The 16447-nt window shown below is 61.7% G+C and carries 15 protein-coding genes and 1 pseudogene; 3 read left to right on the forward strand and 13 right to left on the reverse strand.

Annotated elements, in window-relative coordinates; all coding sequences use genetic code 11:
* Positions 1 to 11: 11 nt before the first annotated feature.
* Positions 12 to 1178, forward strand: a complete 1167-nt coding sequence (locus tag B5526_RS02685) for an efflux RND transporter periplasmic adaptor subunit (protein ID WP_079536657.1) — start codon at positions 12 to 14, stop codon at positions 1176 to 1178.
* On the forward strand, positions 1175 to 4348 hold the full coding sequence (locus tag B5526_RS02690; protein WP_079536659.1) for an efflux RND transporter permease subunit: 3174 nt from the start codon (positions 1175 to 1177) through the stop codon (positions 4346 to 4348). Before B5526_RS02685 ends, B5526_RS02690 begins: the two co-directional genes overlap by 4 nt.
* 52 nt (positions 4349 to 4400) lie before the next feature.
* Here B5526_RS02690 and B5526_RS02695 read toward each other — a convergent pair whose 3' ends face one another.
* From B5526_RS02695 to B5526_RS02740, 11 genes and pseudogenes are all read right to left on the reverse strand, one after another.
* Positions 4401 to 5120 (reverse strand): ABC transporter ATP-binding protein, encoded by a 720-nt coding sequence (locus tag B5526_RS02695; protein ID WP_079536661.1) that lies wholly within the window; start codon positions 5118 to 5120, stop codon positions 4401 to 4403.
* Positions 5117 to 5884, reverse strand: coding sequence for an ABC transporter ATP-binding protein (locus B5526_RS02700; RefSeq protein ID WP_079536663.1), 768 nt, complete (start codon positions 5882 to 5884; stop codon positions 5117 to 5119). The genes B5526_RS02695 and B5526_RS02700 overlap by 4 nt, the downstream gene beginning before the upstream one ends.
* Positions 5874 to 6866, reverse strand: coding sequence for a branched-chain amino acid ABC transporter permease (locus B5526_RS02705; RefSeq protein ID WP_079536664.1), 993 nt, complete (start codon positions 6864 to 6866; stop codon positions 5874 to 5876). Before B5526_RS02705 ends, B5526_RS02700 begins: the two co-directional genes overlap by 11 nt.
* 27 nt (positions 6867 to 6893) lie before the next feature.
* Positions 6894 to 7760: a branched-chain amino acid ABC transporter permease gene (locus B5526_RS02710; RefSeq protein ID WP_079536666.1), complete on the reverse strand. Its 867-nt coding sequence runs from the start codon at positions 7758 to 7760 to the stop codon at positions 6894 to 6896.
* Between the two features lie 70 nt (positions 7761 to 7830).
* The gene (locus tag B5526_RS02715) at positions 7831 to 9084 is read right to left on the reverse strand and encodes an ABC transporter substrate-binding protein (protein WP_079544638.1); all 1254 of its coding nucleotides are present in this window, start codon (positions 9082 to 9084) and stop codon (positions 7831 to 7833) included.
* Positions 9085 to 9869: 785 nt separating this feature from the next.
* Positions 9870 to 11033, reverse strand: a complete 1164-nt coding sequence (locus B5526_RS02720; RefSeq protein WP_079544639.1) for a patatin-like phospholipase family protein — start codon at positions 11031 to 11033, stop codon at positions 9870 to 9872.
* A gap of 77 nt (positions 11034 to 11110) precedes the next feature.
* Positions 11111 to 11214 (reverse strand): annotated as a pseudogene (locus tag B5526_RS38775) (3-hydroxybutyrate dehydrogenase); the annotation flags it as partial.
* A gap of 147 nt (positions 11215 to 11361) precedes the next feature.
* On the reverse strand, positions 11362 to 12471 hold the full coding sequence (locus B5526_RS02725) for an alkene reductase (protein ID WP_079536668.1): 1110 nt from the start codon (positions 12469 to 12471) through the stop codon (positions 11362 to 11364).
* Positions 12472 to 12589: 118 nt separating this feature from the next.
* On the reverse strand, positions 12590 to 13264 hold the full coding sequence (locus B5526_RS02730; RefSeq protein ID WP_079536670.1) for a peroxiredoxin-like family protein: 675 nt from the start codon (positions 13262 to 13264) through the stop codon (positions 12590 to 12592).
* 131 nt (positions 13265 to 13395) lie between these two features.
* Complete coding sequence (locus B5526_RS02735) at positions 13396 to 13671, reverse strand: hypothetical protein (RefSeq protein WP_079536671.1); 276 nt, start codon at positions 13669 to 13671, stop codon at positions 13396 to 13398.
* Positions 13672 to 13827: 156 nt separating this feature from the next.
* Positions 13828 to 14709, reverse strand: coding sequence for a LysR family transcriptional regulator (locus B5526_RS02740; protein WP_079536673.1), 882 nt, complete (start codon positions 14707 to 14709; stop codon positions 13828 to 13830).
* 126 nt (positions 14710 to 14835) lie between these two features.
* Between B5526_RS02740 and B5526_RS37350 the strand changes: the two genes are divergently transcribed.
* Positions 14836 to 15069 carry a hypothetical protein gene (locus B5526_RS37350; RefSeq protein WP_154071096.1) on the forward strand — a complete coding sequence of 78 codons (234 nt, stop codon included), beginning with the start codon at positions 14836 to 14838 and terminating at the stop codon, positions 15067 to 15069.
* A 25-nt stretch (positions 15070 to 15094) separates the two neighbouring features.
* Here the strand turns inward: B5526_RS37350 and B5526_RS02745 are convergent, their stop codons facing one another.
* Positions 15095 to 15490, reverse strand: coding sequence for a hypothetical protein (locus B5526_RS02745; protein ID WP_079536674.1), 396 nt, complete (start codon positions 15488 to 15490; stop codon positions 15095 to 15097).
* The gene (locus B5526_RS02750; protein WP_079536676.1) at positions 15487 to 16425 is read right to left on the reverse strand and encodes an alpha/beta fold hydrolase; all 939 of its coding nucleotides are present in this window, start codon (positions 16423 to 16425) and stop codon (positions 15487 to 15489) included. The genes B5526_RS02745 and B5526_RS02750 overlap by 4 nt, the downstream gene beginning before the upstream one ends.
* Positions 16426 to 16447 lie beyond the last annotated feature (22 nt).

Raw genomic sequence — 16447 nt, forward strand, 5'->3', positions numbered from 1 at the left:
TATGAGCGCACATGACCATATCACGGACTATCCGTTGGGTTTTGCTGATCGCGGCCGTCGGTTTGCTGGGCTATTTCGGCTGGCAGCAATACCACCGCACGGATCAGTCGACCGCCGCTAGCGCGCAAAAGACGCCGCGCAATCCGATACGCGTTACCATCGCCCCCGTGGAAAAGACAGATTTTCCGGTCTATTTGACCGGGCTCGGAACCGTGCAGGGTTTCAACACCGTATTGGTCCGGACAAGGGTAGATGGCCAGATCGACAAGGTCGCCTTCAAGGAGGGCCAGTTGGTCAACGCGGGCGACCTCTTGGTCGAGATCGATCCCCGGCCCTACCAGGCGACACTCGATCAGGCCAAGGCCAAGAAAGCCCAGGATGAGGCCAATCTCGCCAACGCCAATCTCGATTTGCAGCGCTACACCAAGCTCGGCGAATTCGCGACACGGCAGCAGACCGACACCCAGCGCTCCACGGTTGCGCAACTGACCGCGCAGATCGCCGCCGATGAAGCCGCCGTCTTCAACGCCCAGACCCAGCTCGACTACACCCAGGTCAAATCGCCGATCTCAGGCGTTGTCGGGCTGCGTCAGGTCGACATCGGTAATATCGTCAATGCGTCGAACCAGACCGGCATCGTGACGGTGGCGCAAATTGAACCGATCGCCGTTATTTTCACCGCGCCTGAAGAGCAATTACCAGATATAAACGGGGCGCAATCGGGTCAGCCGCTCAAGGTCATCGCCATTACCACCGATGGCAAGAAGCCGCTCGCGGAGGGAAAGCTCGCGGTCGTCAACAACCAGGTCGACACCACCAGCGGGACTATTCGGCTCAAGGCGGTGTTTGACAATAAGGACCACGCGCTGTGGCCGGGTCAATCGGTTTCGACGAGGCTTTTGGTGAAGACGCTGAAGGACGCCACGGTAGTTCCCGACGACGCGATCCAGCACAGCAACGACGGCCTCTACGCCTATGTCGTCAATCAGAAGAACGAGGCTGAGCTGCGCAAGGTCAAGGTCAGTCAATCGATCGACGGACGCTCGGTGGTCGATTCCGGCCTGTCGCCGGGAGAACAGGTGATCACCGGCGGCCAGTTCAAGGTGCAGCCGGGTACCCTCGTCGCGACCGCGGTCGCGAGTTCGGATCCGGCGCAATCCAAGGTCAAGCAGGAATGAGCAAAGGGGTTCAGGCAGAAACGGGCGGCGGGATTTCGGCACCCTTTATTCGCTATCCCATCGGCACGTCGCTGATGATGGCCGGCATTCTCTTTGTCGGCCTCGTCGCCTACCCGCTGCTCCCGGTGGCGCCGCTGCCTCAGGTCGACTTCCCGACCATCCAGGTCACCGCCAATCTGCCGGGCGCCAGCCCCGAGACCATGGCTACCTCGGTGGCGCAGCCGCTGGAGCGGCAATTCGCTCAGATTCCCGGCATCGCCCAGATGACCTCGACGAGCTATCTGGGAACGGCGGCCGTCACCATCCAGTTCGATCTCAACCGCAGCATCGACGGCGCCGCCAACGACGTGCAAGGCGCCATCAACGCCGCCAGCGGCCAGTTGCCGAAGAACCTTCCGTCGCCACCGACCTACCGCAAGGTCAACCCGGCCGACTCGCCGATCCTGTTGCTGTCGGCGACCTCGGATACGCTGCCGCTCACCACCGTCAGCGACGCGGTCGACGCCCAGCTCGCCCAGCAGATCAGCCAGATCTCCGGCGTGGCGCAGGTGATCATCGGCGGTCAGCAAAAGCCGTCGATCCGCATCCAGGTCGATCCGGCAAAACTCGTCGCCAAGGGCCTTTCGCTGGAAGACGTCCGCAACCAGATCGCGATCACCACCGTCGATGCCCCGAAGGGCAATATCGACGGCGAGAAGCGGGCCTACACGATATACGCCAACGACCAGCTTTTGGATTCGAAAGATTGGAACGACGTCATCATCGCCTACCGCAATGGCGGCCCGTTGCGGATTCGCGATATCGGCCAGGCCATCACGGGACCGGAAGACGCCAAGCAGGCGGCCTGGGCCAACGGCAAGCGCGGCGTGTTCCTGGTGGTGTTCAAGCAGCCCGGCGCCAACGTCATCGACACCGTGGACAAGATCAAATCGATGCTGCCGCGGCTGGTTGCCGCCATACCGCCCGCGATCCAGATCGAAGTCATCAGCGACCGCACCCAGACCATCCGCGCCGCGGTGGCGGACGTTCAGTTCACCCTGCTTTTGACCATCGCGCTCGTCGTCATGGTCATTTTCATCTTCCTGCGCAGTTTCTGGGCCACCGTCATCCCGACCGTGACCGTGCCGCTGGCCTTGCTTGGCGCCTGCGCGCTGATGTGGGTGTTCGGGTATACGCTCGACAATTTGTCGCTGATGGCCCTGACCATCGCCGTCGGCTTCGTTGTCGACGACGCCATCGTGATGCTGGAAAACATCACGCGTTATATCGAGGAAGGCGAGAAGCCGCTGGCCGCCGCGTTCAAGGGCGCAAAGGAGATCGGCTTCACCATCGTATCGATCAGCATTTCTCTGGTCGCGGTGCTGATCCCGCTTCTGCTGATGGGCGGTATCATCGGGCGGTTGTTCCGCGAATTCGCGGTGACGCTGGCGATGACGATCTTCGTGTCGATGGTGGTGTCGCTGACGTTGACGCCGATGATGGCGTCCCGCTTCCTGCGCGCCCACGGCGAAACCCGTCATGGCAAGTTCTATCAATGGAGCGAGCGCGGTTTCGATGCGATGCTGCGTGCCTATGAGCGCGGTCTTGACCTCGCCATGCGCTGGAGGCTGACCACCCTCGTCATCTTCTTTGCGACGCTGGGCTTGTCGGTCTACCTGTTCATCGTCATCCCCAAGGGATTTTTCCCGCAGCAGGATAACGGCCTGATCACCGCGACCGCCGAAGCGTCACAGGACATTTCCTTTGCCGCGATGAAGCAGCGGATGGATGCCCTCGTCAAGATCGTGATGGAGGATCCCGACGTCGCCAGCACGGCGATGGCGATCGGCGGCAGCGGCCGGGCCGGCAATAATGGCAATCTGTTCATCACGCTGAAACCGCGGGACGAGCGCAAGGCCAACGCCCAGCAGATCATTGCCCGCCTGCGTCCCAAGCTCGAAAAGATCCCGGACGCCCGCCTCTACATGCAGGCCGCGCAGGACGTGCGGCTCGGCGGCCGGCCGACAAGGACGCAGTTCGAATTCACGCTGCAGGACGCCAACCTCGCCGAACTCAACGAATGGGCGCCGAAGATTCTTTCCAAGATGCAGACCTTGCCGGAATTGCGCGACGTCGCGACCGACCAGCAGACCCTCGGCACCACGCTCGAGCTGAAGGTCAATCGCGACACCGCCTCGCGCTACGGCATCCAGCCGCAACTGATCGACGACACCCTCTACGACGCATTCGGCCAGCGTCAGGTCACCCAGTATTTCACCCAGCTCAACAGCTACCACGTGATCCTGGAGATCCTCCCGGAGCTGCAGGGCGACCTCGGCACGCTCGACAAGATCTATGTCAAATCACCGACAACAGGCGATGAGGTGCCGCTATCGACGTTCGCGACCTGGACCAGCGTGCCGGTACGGCCGCTTTCGATCAGCCACCAGGGCCAGTTCCCTGCGATCACGATCAGCTTCAATCTCGCCCAGGGCGCGGCGCTCGGGCAAGCGACCGACGCCGTGCAGAAGGCGATGGTCGATCTCGGGGCGCCCCCGACGTTGAACTCCAGCTTCCAGGGCACCGCGCAGGCGTTCCAGCAATCGCTCGGCACCGTGCCGCTTCTGATACTGGCGGCGCTTGTCGTGGTCTACCTGATCCTCGGCATTCTCTACGAAAGCTACATTCATCCGATCACCATTCTGTCGACGCTTCCCTCGGCCGGCGTCGGCGCGCTCGCGATCCTGATGGCGTTCGGCTACGACTTCAGCCTGATCGCGCTGATCGGCATCATTCTGTTGATCGGCATCGTCAAGAAGAACGGCATCATGATGGTCGACTTCGCGATCGCGGCCGAGCGCGACGAGCATCTCTCATCGGAGCAATCGATCCGCAAGGCGGCGCTGCTGCGGTTTCGCCCGATCATGATGACGACCATGGCGGCGATGCTCGGCGGCGTGCCGCTGATGCTCGGGACCGGCACCGGCTCCGAAATCCGTCAGCCGCTTGGCTATGCGATGGTCGGCGGCCTGATCGTGAGCCAGGCGCTGACGCTGTTCACGACGCCGGTGATCTATCTTTATCTCGACCGGTTGTCGAACGCGTTCTCCGGCTGGGGACGATCCGGCGGCGATGCCGATCACGACCATCCCGAGCGCGAGCAAAGCTCGATCAAGGAAGCCGCCGAGTGATTTGATCGGACGTCGGGTCACCGACGCCGCTATTCTATTCCTTGCGCGCGCCTCAGGCGCTACCGAGATAAGCCCGCTGCACCTGCGGATCGTCGGCCAGCGAGGCGGCGGTGCCGGACAACACGCTTTTTCCGACCTGCAGCACGGTAGCAAAATCCGAAACCTCGAGCGCGAGCTCGATCGATTGCTCCGCGAGCAGGATGGTCAGGCCTTCCTTGTGCAGCCGCCCGAAGGTTTCGTACATGGACTCGACCACCGACGGCGCCAGCCCCAGCGAAGGCTCGTCCAGCATCAGGAGTTTTGGATCGCTCATCAAGGCGCGGCCGACCGCCAGCATCTGCCGCTCGCCGCCGGACATGGTGCCGGCGCGCTGGCCGCGCCGCTCTTTCAACTTTGGAAAGATTTCGTAGACGCGATCGAGCAGCACGCCGACGCGCGCCTTGTCGCGCAAAGGCGTTGCGCCGAGCTTGAGATTATTCTCGACGCTCTGCTGCACGAACAGCCGCCAGCCTTCCGGCGATAGCGCAAGGCCCTTGCGCACGATCGAAAATGCGCTCTCGCCGCCGATCTCCTCTCCGCGAAATCCGATCGACCCGGAGTGCACGGGGATAAGCCCGGCGATGGCGTTGAGAACAGTGGTCTTGCCGCCGCCATTGGAGCCGAGCAGCGCGACGACCGCGCCCTCCGGCACCTCGAACGAGACGTCGGAAACCCCGATCAGATCGCCATAGCGCACTTCGAGATGCTCGATCTTGAGCAACGGCGCGGTCATGGCGCGGGTCCGCCCATCAGCTCGATCGGGGTGTGGCCGGCGGCCGCTTTTGCGGCGCGGGTGCCGAGATAGGCGGCGATCACCGCCGGATTGCCGGTGACCTCGCGCGGGGTGCCGCGGGCGATCTCGCAGCCCTGGTGAAACACCACCACACGGCTCGCCAGCGACATGATCACCTCCATAATGTGCTCGACGATCACGAGCGTGATCCCGGAACGATGGATGTCGCGGACGAGATCGATGGCGAGTTGCACCTCGCGCTGAGTCAGGCCCGCCATCGCCTCGTCGAGCAGCAGAACCTTTGGCTCGGTGGCAAGCGCCCGGGCGATTTCCAGCCGCTTGCGGCCGGGCGTGCCGAGCGATCGCGCGGGCGCATCCGCCAGCTTGCTCATGCCGACCCGCTCCAGCACGGCGCGCGCTTTCTTCTCGGCCTCCGCTCGGTGCGAGGTGCGAAGAAACGCGCCGATCATGACATTCTCCAGCACCGACATGCCCTCGAAGGTCTGCGGCACCTGGAAGGTGCGCGCGATGCCGAGCCGCGCGCGCGCCTCCGGCGTCAAACGGGTGATGTCGCGGCCTTCGAACAGGACGTTGCCGGATGTCGACAACAGGTCGCCGGTCAGGCAATTGAACAGCGTGGATTTGCCGGCGCCGTTCGGCCCGATCAAGCCGAGAATGTCGCCCTGCTCCAGCGTCACGCAAGCCGCATCGACAGCCTTGAAGCTGCCAAAGGCCTTGGTCACATCGCAGGCTTCAAGGAGCATGGGTGGCCTCTTCCGCGACCGCGATCTTCGCGGCCTTGTCGGAGATGGTCCAAATCCGCTTGATCAGGGTCAGAATGCCGCCGGGTTGAAAGCGCGCGATCAAGACGATGATGGCGCCGTAGACGACGAAGGTGAGCCCGGCGCCCTTGCCGCCGAGCAGATTGTTGGAAATTTCCTCCAGCGGCACCAGGATCGCGGCGCCGACCAGGGGCCCGAACAACAGGCCGGCGCCGCCGAGCGCCGCCATGATCAGCATTTTTACGGAAATCAGGATGCCGAGCCCGGATTCCGGATCGACGAAGCCGAACATCATGGCATAGAGCGCGCCGGCGACGCTGGTTAGCCCTGCGCTCAACATGAAGGCGTAGAGCTTGGTGCGGCTCGCGGGCGCGCCGAGCGAACGCGCCGCGCGCTCGGAATCCTTGATCGCGCGCAGATAAAATCCCATCCGGCTATCGGCCATCCGCCAGGTGATGCCGAGCGTCATCAACAGCACCGCGAGGAAGAGATAGTAGTAAGGCAGCGCCGAGGTGAAGGAGAGATCGAACAGGTTTCGCGGCACGGTCGGGCCGCTGAGCCCGACGGCTGCGCCGAGATAATCGGTGTTTGAGACAATGAGCCTGACGAGTTCGGCAACTGCGATGGTCGCCATGCTGAAATAATGACCGGACAGCCGCAGCGTCGGCACGCCGATCACGGCGGCAATCGCAACGCTCAGCACAATGCCGGCGGGGATCCCGACCAGCGGCGACAAGCCGAAATGCGCGTAGGCGCCCATCGCGGCATAAGCGCCGCAGCCGAAGAACACGACGTGTCCGACCGACACCTGCCCGGCATAGCCGCCAACGATGTTCCAGGCCGATGCCGCAATCGCGTAGAGCAGAACCAGCGCGCCCAGCCGTTGCTGAAATGGCGTCGAGAACCACAGCGGATAAGCGATCACCAGCGCGAGCGCAACCGAGGGCCACAACAGGCGCCGCATCACATCTTGTCCATCAGGATTTGCCCATCAAGCCTTCTTGCCCATCAAGCCTTGCGGCCTGAACCAGAGGAAGCACAGGAACAGCGAATACACCACAATGTCCTTGTAGACCGCGCCGATCGAATAGGCCGATACCGACTCGATGACGCCGATCAGGAGGCCCGCGACGAGCGCGCCCGGCACGCTGCCAAAACCGCCGAGCGAGACCGTGACAAAGGCGACGATGCCGAGCGTCTCGCCGACCGTCGGTGCGATATAAAAGAACGTCGCGATCAGCGCGCCGGCGATTCCGGTCGCACCCGCCGCAATCGCCCAAGCGATCGCCTGCATGCTGTCGGGACGAATGCCCATCAGTTGCGCGGCCGTGGAATCCTCGGCGACCGCGAGCATTTTCGAGCCCAGCGACGTGCGCGTCAGCAATAAATGAAGGCCCAGCGTCACCAGAAGAGCGACGGCGCCGGCGAGCAGCCGTGACGCCTGGATCCGGATGCCGAGCACATCAAATGTGCCGCCGACGAGATTTTCCGGCAGCGTCTGGAAGTTGGCGCCAAAACCCCAGAACACGGAGTAGCGCAACAATAGCGCCAGCCCGAAGGTGCCGAGAATCTGCGCCAGCATCGGACCTCGCATCACGCTGCGGATCAGGCCGAAATAAACGATGACGCCAAGCGTCGCCAGCACCAATGCCGCAACCGGCGCGCCGACTAAGGGACCGACGCCGAACAGCGTCCAGACCACGAACGCCACATACATGCCGAGCATGACGAAATCGCCATGGGCGAAGTTGATGACGTTCATCATGCCCCAGATCAGCGTCAGGCCGGATGAAAACAGCGCGTAGACCGCGCCGAGCAGCAGTCCGCCGACAATCACCTGGACGAGGATGGAGGACATGCCTGCCCGAAATCTTCTGGGTTGGGAGCGGTTTCGACGCGGGCGGGTCTGACGCCCCGCCCGCGATTTTCTACCAGCCTTTGTACGGCAATGCGGGCGGCGCCACGGCCTTGTCCTTGGGCCAGACCGGAACGTAGTGCTCGCCATCCTGCAATTGGATCACCATGCCGGCGGCGAGGATGTTCTGGCCTTTGTCGTCGAACTTGACGCCCTTGTAGCCCATGATCAGCTGATCCGGCTTGAGATCAGTGGCCTTCAGCGCTGCCTGGATCTTGGCAGGTTCGGTCGAGCCGGCGCGGTCGATCGCGTCGCAGAGCACGAAGAAGCCCTGCATCTGACGGGCCGAGGTATCGTCGAGATCGTCGCCGCTTCGTTTCTTGTACATCTCGTTGATCAGGTAGGTCGGCGATCCCGGAGGCCCGATGCTGAAGGAAGAGCGGTTGAACACGCCCTGCGCCTGTTTGCCGACCGCCTTGACCAGCGACGGATCGGAAAAGCCGGCATTATCAGCCATCATCATCGGCGGCTTGTAGTCCAGCGCCTGCATGGTCTTGACGTAGAGGATCGCGTCCGACGTGTAGCTGATCATGATGATGACGTCGGGCTTCTTGTCCTTGAGCTGCAGCACCTGGCTTTGCACGTCGGTGGTGTTGGCGTTGTAGGCGATGTCGAGCGCGATGTTCAGGCCGTTTTCCTTGAACACCCCGGCGATGACGCTGGCGACCGAGGTGCCGTATTCGGTGTTTTCATGGACCAGCGCGATATTATCGGTCTTGGCGCCGCCGGCTTTCATATCCCTTAGAAAGTCGAGATAGATCTTGGCGAAATCGGAAGCCACCGGCGTGGTCCGGAAAAACCATTTGAAACCGCGCTCGGTCAGACTGGCCGCGACCGACTCGCCGCTTAAGAAGGGAATGCCGTATTTCTCGGCGATCGCACTCGCCGTCAGAGTTATGCCGGACTGGTAGGAGCCATTGAGCGCAACCACCTTCTCCTCGGTGATCAGGCGCAGCGCCTGGTTCTGCCCGACCGCGGGGCTGCCCTGGTTGTCGGCGAAGATAACCTCGACCTTGGCGCCGCCAAGCCCGGCGAGACCCGCGTTCTTCGCCAGCGGCAGATTGCCGAGTTCGGGATGCGCGTTGTTGATGATGTCGACCGCGGTCTCGATTGCCGCCTTGCCGTGCACGCCGGCGCTGGCGGCGTTGCCGGAGAGCGGATAAATCGCGCCGATCTTGACGGTTTTTTCCTGCGCCGACGTCGTGCCCGCCAACGCGACCGAAATCACAGCGGCAGCAAGCAGCCCCGTTATACCCCTCAATCTCATGTGATTGTCTCCGATACGTTCCCACGCAGTGCCATTTTTTTCTGTGCCGAGGACGAGCAAACGCTGGCCTCGGCAAATTCTTGTTATTTATCGGCGCGGTCAGCATCGCATGCCCGGCTCATACGGGCAAGTTGCGGCGACTTTCGCGAGCTGTCTCGACCGATGAACGTTTGCATTTCGAACAGCCCGCGACAGCCCGTCGCTCGTCAGCCAAAACGACGACGGCGCAGCGCCACCGCACGTGTTGAGCTCCGGCGTTGCCCTACTTCCCATTGGCGCTGAAATCGGGCTCTTCGCTTATTCCCCCGCCCATGCCCAAACGCCTTGGCGGCGGCCCAGGCCGCCCTCGCCCTGGTCTTCTCAAAACGGCATCCTCGAGCGCTTGCCAAGGCTGGGACCGAGCGAGTAGAAGACGCTACGCTTTTACAGCGATTTTCGAATATCGATCGCTAACAACTGCCCGACAACCCAACTAAACTATTGAATTTGTTGGAAATTCATGTCGGGCCGTTGGGGAATGGTGTAACGGTAGCGCAACGGCTTTCGGGCTAAGCCGTTGAAATCTCTCACCTGGTTTTGCAAACCCCCTCCATTTTGATCCGGCTATTTCCGGTCACTTCTGAGACGTTTGCAAAACTCTTCTCGTTGTCCTCGGTGTTGAGCAGATTAGTTCGTTGATAGCGAAGCTGTCATCCTTGGGGTTGACGGTGTTCCCGATTTCAATGTCCTGCCTTTGGCAATCTTAGTGTGTACCGAGCCGCCCACCACCACCACCACCGGCATCACTATTCTGCCACGACCGGCATTGATTCCATTTGCTCGTGAAGAATAACACCCGAGAGCGAATCGAACTCGCCGACCCAAGGAGAACGATCGAGCACGGCCCGGGTATGCAGATAGCCTGCGTCCCAGCGCTGCATTATGCCGGACCGGCTGAAATCGATATCCTTGGTGTAGTTCTCGCGATCGAGCTGCGGCGCCAATAGCCGCACCACATGCATTCGCGTCGGACAGCCGTAAGCGGCCAGTTCACGCACTGCCTCGCTGTTACGTTCGGCCTCAGGTATCAGGGCGGCGAGTTGGTTAATGACATGACGCAGCCGATGCGCCTGCTGCTGGCGCGCGATGTGGCTAGCGATCCTGCTCGAATACTGCACGTCCTTCTGCCGGTTGAACACTTCCGCCATGGTCGTCGGTTCGGCGCCTACGGGATTCCACATGTGGACCGCGAAGATTAGGGAATCCTTGCGGGGGCTATCGTCGAACACCACTTCCGTCGGCGTATTCGAGAGGATGCCGCCGTCCCAGTACAGCTCACCATCGACACGTATGGCAGGGAATGCCGGCGGCAGCGCGCCTGACGCCATAACGTGCTTCACGTCAAGCACCGAATCCCGGCTGTCGAAATATCGCATCTGGCTGGTTCGGACATGCGCGGCGCCGACCGTCAGACGAGGCGTGCATCGGTTCACCAAATCAAAATCGACAAGCTCGCCGAGGGTCTGCTCGAGTGGCTCGGTGGAGTAATATCCGGCCATGCCGGCGCCAAGCGGGTAATCGGTGCCGGCATGGGCCAGCGGGTTAGGCTTGAAGAACCCGGGAATGCCATTCGACACCGTCGACCAGTAGGACAGCTTGTCGTTGAAGCCCGAAAACGCTCCCGGAAAACTCCAGATCGAGCGCTGTTCCATCCGCTTCCAGAATTCCTGCAACCGCTGCACGCGGTTTTGAGGCGCGTTGCCAGCGATGAGACTCGCATTGATGGCACCGATTGAGGTGCCGATAATCCAATTCGGCTCGATTCCAGCTTCGTGCAGCGCCTGATAGACGCCGGCCTGATAGGATCCCAGCGCGCCACCGCCCTGCAGCACCAGCACGATTTGGCCCGGAATGGTCCTGCCTAGCGACCCGATGCTCTGTGAAGATTGATTTTTTTGACCGGTGTTCATCTCACGCTCCAATAGCCTTCCTGTCACCTTCCTGAGGTTCTCGATCAATCCGGTTTTGCTACGTCAACTGTTTTGTTTTAGTGCGCCGTCCACCCGCCATCGACCGGAAAAGCGATCCCTGTGATCGAAGCCGCCGCGAAAAATGCTGTGGCGCACCGAGCTCTTCGACGGTTGCAAACCTGGAGTGGATCTAATGCCTCAGGGTCATACCTCGACCATGGGGCAAAGGCACCTCTCGACAGTGATCGGCTGGCACATTTGTCGTGCCCAGGGGCCGCGAGCCGACACGCGGCGCGCCATCATCTGGCGCGCCAGCGATCATCCGAGGCTAGACCGCCGCCGGCGCCAGCTCGGCGTGCACCGCATAATCGATGTAGCCTCGCCCGTCGCCACCATAGAACGTCGAGCGGTCGTAGCGGGTCAAAGGCAGATTGCGCCGGAGCCGTTCGGGCAGATCAGGATTAGAGATGAAGTGGCGGCCGAACGCAACGAAGTCCGCGTCGCCTGCTGCGATGATGGCCGCCGCGCTCTCGCCTGTAAAACCGCCTGCGGCGATAAGGGTACGGCTGAACTTTGGCCGCAGATGCTGGGCTGCGATCGGAGCCTGGCCTTTGGCGATCTCCTCGATGCCCTGGATGCGCGGCTCGACCACGTGAAGGTAGGCGATACCGAGGCGATCGAGTTCGGTCACGACGTAGCCAAAGGTAGCTGCGGGACTGCTGTCCGACATCGATCCATAGGTGCCGCTCGGCGCGATGCGGACGCCGACGCGATCGGCACCCCACACCGAAATTGCAGCCTGCGTGATCTCCAAGAGGAAGCGCGCGCGGTTTTCAATGGGGCCGCCATATTCATCGGTTCGTTTGTTGGTGCCGTCTTGCAGGAACTGATCGGGCAGGTAGCCGTTCGCACCGTGAATCTCGACGCCATCAAAACCGGCGCGCAGTGCGCGCTCGGCGCCAGCGCGAAACTCCTCGATAATCCCCGGAATCTCGTCCAGCGCGAGCGCGCGCGGCATCGAGAACGGGACTTCACCTTGCCTGGTATAGGCATAGCCTTCTGCCGCGATCGCGGACGGCGCAACCGGCGGCTCGCCATTCGGCTGCAGATCGGTGTGTGACTGACGACCGACATGCCACAATTGCAGGAAGATCCGGCCGCCCATGGCATGAACCGCATCGGTGACGCGGCGCCATCCTTCGATCTGACGGTCAGAATAGATGCCGGGCGCGCCGGCATAGCCATAGCCGCGGATCGAGACGGGCGTTGCCTCGGAAATGATCAGGCCACCTTTCGATGCGCGCTGGGAATAATACTCGACCATCAGCTTGCTCGGAAGGTCGCCTGGATCGGACCGCATCCGCGTCAGCGGTGCCATCACGACACGGTGGGAGAGTTGATAGGGGCCAATTTTGACCGGCGAGAACAGGGTGCTCATGGTTTTCTCCTTCAGGTTTGGATGACGACGGCCGATGGTCGCTGGACGTAGCGCCCCATCAGCCGTCTCTTGAGAAGCGCGATGGGATCGCAGTCGCGCTTCCGGCTTTTTGCCGTTGTCAGACCTTGACAGCGGCCGCCCGCTGCAGCACCGGGATCATGTCTTCGGGCTCGGGCCTGCGGGTGTAGTCGGGGTTCACTTCGGAATAGAGGATCGTGCCGTCCTGGCCGATCACGTAGCGGGCCGGCATCGGCAGGGTCCAGCTCGGATCGTCGTTGAACGTGGGCAGATCGTTCTTGAGGCCCTTGTAGAGTTCGATCAGATAGTCGGGCAGCTCGAAGCGCAAGCCGAACGCGGCGCCGACCTTGCCCTTCGCATCCGACAGGATCGGGAAGGTGAGCTTGTTCCGACGCACCGACTTGCGGCTGTTCGGCGCGGTCTGCGGCGAGATCGCAAGCAGGGAGGCGCCATACTTGTCGAACGCCGGCTTGGCGGCTTCCAGCGCCTGCAGTTCCATATTGCCGTAGGGGCACCACACGCCGCGATAGAAGCTGAGGACCAGCGGGCGCTTCTTCAAAAGCTCGTTCGAGCTGACGATGTTGCCTTCGGGATCCTTCAGCGAGAACGATGGGGCCACATCACCGGCTTTCTTGGCGCGCCGCGCAGCGCCGGAGGCGATCAGCTCGGCGGTGGCGCGATGCATCGTTTCGATGACGGAGCGAGGAACGCTATAGGGCGGCTTGGAGGCTTCGAAATCGGCCTTGAAAGCATCGAGTTTGGCTTGCAGCGACACGGTCGGCTCCCCTTTGGGTTTCGCGTGGGCTTATGGATCGAACTCACGCGAAAGAACCTAAAGGAGACCGCCATGGAGGGTAGCGAGGCTGTTGGACTAGACTTTATTCCGCTTGGGAATGAATAATGACTTCAACAGCCGCGACAGATGACAAGCTTGCGATCGAGTTCAACATCGAGATCCTGTTGCTGGCGCTCCCATGCCGACAGAACCTCGTTCTGGGGGACGTCGGCCCTTGCAGGCTGACGATGGCCGATCGGCGCGAGCCAGGGCGAATGCGAGGTCAGAACGGCTGGATTGTTTTGATCGGACGCCGCCATTGCCGGCGAAAGCAGGCTGAACAGGACAATACCAGCGGCAACGGCCGCGGAAACGATCGTCGAATGCTTCGTTGATTGAGTGGACATGGTGACACTCCTTCTGTCGCGGGCTCGGGATGAGCAACTCCGCTTCTGGTGTCACCTTGACTGATCGCTTCAAGACGCTGAATGCCGGCAGGGATCGAAGAAATGCTAGTTCGTCTCATCTGCGCCGGAAATGGCGTCGCCTCGATTAATTCGTTGTCAGGGGTTGAAGCTACGTTCGAAGAAATCAACAAACGCCCGCGCCTTCGCGGTCGCCGCGCGCCCGGTCGGAAACACCGCCCACAGATCGAGAGGCGGAAGACTCCATTCCGAAAGCACCGCGCACACCGCACCCGAGCGCAGTTCCGGGGTGAACATCCATTCCGACGCAATGGTCAACCCGACATGGGCGAGCACCGCGGCTCTGACGCCTTCGGCGGCGGTCACCTTCAATCTGCTCTGAACCTTGACCGCGGCTTCAGAGCTGTCGCGCTGAAACGACCAGACACTGCCTTCTCCCTGCAGATAGACCACCGCCTGATGCTTGCTGAGATCGGCTGGTGTTGCCGGGGTTCCGGCGCACTCGAAGTAGCCGGGCGTACCCAAGACCAATCGCTTGCATCGTCCGATGCGCCGAGCCGTCAGGGCCGAATCCAGTAGCTTTCCCATCCGCAGCGCTACATCGATGCCCTCCTGCACGAGGTCGATCTGGCGGTCGTCAAGCACGACTTCCAGGTCGAGGTCCGGATGTTGCGCGAGGAACTTCGGCAGCAAGGGAATGAGATGGATGCTGGCAAAGGTGACGGCTGCGCAGATTCGCAATCGCCCCTTCAGCCCAGTGCCGGCGCCGCGTGCGGCAAGTTCCGCTTCGTCGGCCTCCTCGATCGCGCGCTTGGCACGTTCGAAATAGCCGAGCCCGGCTTCGGTCGGCGTAAGTCCGCGTGTCGAACGCGTGAGCAGCTTCACTCCCAGATAGTTTTCCAACTGAGCAACCGTCTTCGAAACCGCCGGTTGACCGACCCGAAGCTGCCGCGCTGCACCTGAGAAGGATCCCGTCTCGACCACGCGGATGAAGGTCTCCATCGAAGCCAGGCGATCCATCGTGGTTCTCCCCTATTCTTCCCGGGAATGAGCGCTATTGCCAAGTCCTGTCTGCCACGACGCGGGAAAATTGGCCATGTCTTGTCGCGACCGAAGCGGGTGCTTGGGCCAGGACGGAGACGACCGATGCCCCCCTACAGACAATCTTACGCCGACCGCTATGAGGCACCATCATCTGCATTCCGCTCCAGGCGGCGCGCGAAGAGCGTTGTCGCCGGGGCGGCACGGATGCTCAACCTGACCGTTGCCGATGCGCTCTATGCCTACGCTGTGACGGGCAGCGCATTCGCAACTGTGATGGTGCTCGCCGCGCCGCATCTGGAGGTCTTCATGCGCTGCCTCTTCCACGGCAAAGGATGAGCGAGCACGTCCGAGCGCAGCCGCATCAGGACAGGAACGGGAGCTGATACAAGCGACCGGTCGCGTCGAGATCCTCAACCTTCCATTCACCGCCAACGCCCAGGATCATCCACCTCAGGAAAGCCCAGAGATCGGTATCGACGTCTTCTTCATTCAGGGGGTCAAGCGCGTCGACGAGCGCATAGATTTCGAGCCCGTCGGGAAAGGGCTCTCCGCTGCGACCAATGAACACGAGCGAATAGATCGTTCCAGAAGGGCCGCGGATATAGCCAGACTTGGACAGCCCGTTGGTATCGAGCGAGAAACGCCGAATGAAGAATTCTCGAAATTCCGGGTAATGGCCGACCCGATCTTCCGCGAGGACGAGCGCTGCTCTTTTGCCGTCGAGGCTGGGCTTTTCGATGACTTCGACCTTTGTCATGGCTGCCTCCCATCAATTCGATCGAGGAAGTTGTTGATCTTCTCCGCAATCTCGGCGCCCGAATCCTCCTGAAGGAAATGACGGCCGCCGACGAGTTCGGGTCCCTCCGCGTGCGGCAGCAACTCCTTGAAGCGCGTCGCGAATGTCTTGTGGTCGAAGACCTCGTCCTCCCTTCCCCAGACCAGCATTGTCGGGAATTTCGATTTTTTGAGCTCGCGCTCGAGCCATTCAAACCGCTGGAAGCCGCGTGCGGTGTCATCAAGTGGAATCCATCGCGGCCAAGTCCAGGTCAGGAGACGGGTAGCCGGATCAGGGAGGATGCCCTCATAAACGCTCTGCGCTCCATCTCGGAATCTCTTCCTGTCGACCACCGACAGATACATTCCGCGGCCGGCCAATGCATTGTGTCGGCCGAGAAGAAAAGGGCCGACAACGGGCGCGTGCATCATGCGCCAGGGAAATATCCGCTTGTGGAACTCGGCGGGGGGAAGCGGCCAGGCCCAGGTACTCATGATCACGAGCGCACGGACGCGGTCAGGATTGGAAAGTGCAAAGCCGAGACCGGTCGGACCGCCCCAATCATGACAAACCATGGTGGCGTTACGAACATCGAGCTGCCGCAACAGGCTTGTCAGATTTGAGATGTGGCCGTCGAGACTGTGCGCCTGTTCGCGGACGGGTTTCTCGGACAGACCGAACCCGATCATGTCGGGGACAATCACGCGCCGGCCTGCAGCCGTCAGCGGCTTCACGAATTTCCGATAGAGGAATCCCCAGGCAGGATTGCCGTGCAAGAGAACAACGGGATCGCCGGCTCCCTCGTCCACGTAATGCATGCGCCAGCCGTTGACACGCTTGAATCTCGGTTCGTATGGCCATTCCTCGTGGACAAAGGGCCCAGGCGGCACGGGCGTCGTTGCTGCATCGAGCTTCATCGCTCTTTTCCTTAGGAACACT

Source organism: Bradyrhizobium lablabi (genome assembly GCF_900141755.1).
In the GTDB taxonomy this organism is placed as follows: domain Bacteria; phylum Pseudomonadota; class Alphaproteobacteria; order Rhizobiales; family Xanthobacteraceae; genus Bradyrhizobium; species Bradyrhizobium lablabi_A.

What these genes read in the sequence shown, in the direction of transcription:
- B5526_RS02745 (WP_079536674.1), bottom strand. Translation starts at nt 15,490, where the DNA reads ATGACAAAGGTCGAAGTCATCGAAAAGCCCAGCCTCGACGGCAAAAGA.
- B5526_RS37350 (WP_154071096.1), top strand. Translation starts at nt 14,836, where the DNA reads ATGCCCCCCTACAGACAATCTTACGCCGACCGCTATGAGGCACCATCA.
- B5526_RS02695 (WP_079536661.1), bottom strand. Translation starts at nt 5,120, where the DNA reads ATGACCGCGCCGTTGCTCAAGATCGAGCATCTCGAAGTGCGCTATGGC.
- B5526_RS02725 (WP_079536668.1), bottom strand. Translation starts at nt 12,471, where the DNA reads ATGAGCACCCTGTTCTCGCCGGTCAAAATTGGCCCCTATCAACTCTCC.
- B5526_RS02685 (WP_079536657.1), top strand. Translation starts at nt 12, where the DNA reads ATGACCATATCACGGACTATCCGTTGGGTTTTGCTGATCGCGGCCGTC.
- B5526_RS02690 (WP_079536659.1), top strand. Translation starts at nt 1,175, where the DNA reads ATGAGCAAAGGGGTTCAGGCAGAAACGGGCGGCGGGATTTCGGCACCC.
- B5526_RS02750 (WP_079536676.1), bottom strand. Translation starts at nt 16,425, where the DNA reads ATGAAGCTCGATGCAGCAACGACGCCCGTGCCGCCTGGGCCCTTTGTC.
- B5526_RS02740 (WP_079536673.1), bottom strand. Translation starts at nt 14,709, where the DNA reads ATGGATCGCCTGGCTTCGATGGAGACCTTCATCCGCGTGGTCGAGACG.
- B5526_RS02700 (WP_079536663.1), bottom strand. Translation starts at nt 5,884, where the DNA reads ATGCTCCTTGAAGCCTGCGATGTGACCAAGGCCTTTGGCAGCTTCAAG.
- B5526_RS02705 (WP_079536664.1), bottom strand. Translation starts at nt 6,866, where the DNA reads ATGCGGCGCCTGTTGTGGCCCTCGGTTGCGCTCGCGCTGGTGATCGCT.
- B5526_RS02735 (WP_079536671.1), bottom strand. Translation starts at nt 13,671, where the DNA reads ATGTCCACTCAATCAACGAAGCATTCGACGATCGTTTCCGCGGCCGTT.
- B5526_RS02715 (WP_079544638.1), bottom strand. Translation starts at nt 9,084, where the DNA reads ATGAGATTGAGGGGTATAACGGGGCTGCTTGCTGCCGCTGTGATTTCG.
- B5526_RS02720 (WP_079544639.1), bottom strand. Translation starts at nt 11,033, where the DNA reads ATGAACACCGGTCAAAAAAATCAATCTTCACAGAGCATCGGGTCGCTA.
- B5526_RS02710 (WP_079536666.1), bottom strand. Translation starts at nt 7,760, where the DNA reads ATGTCCTCCATCCTCGTCCAGGTGATTGTCGGCGGACTGCTGCTCGGC.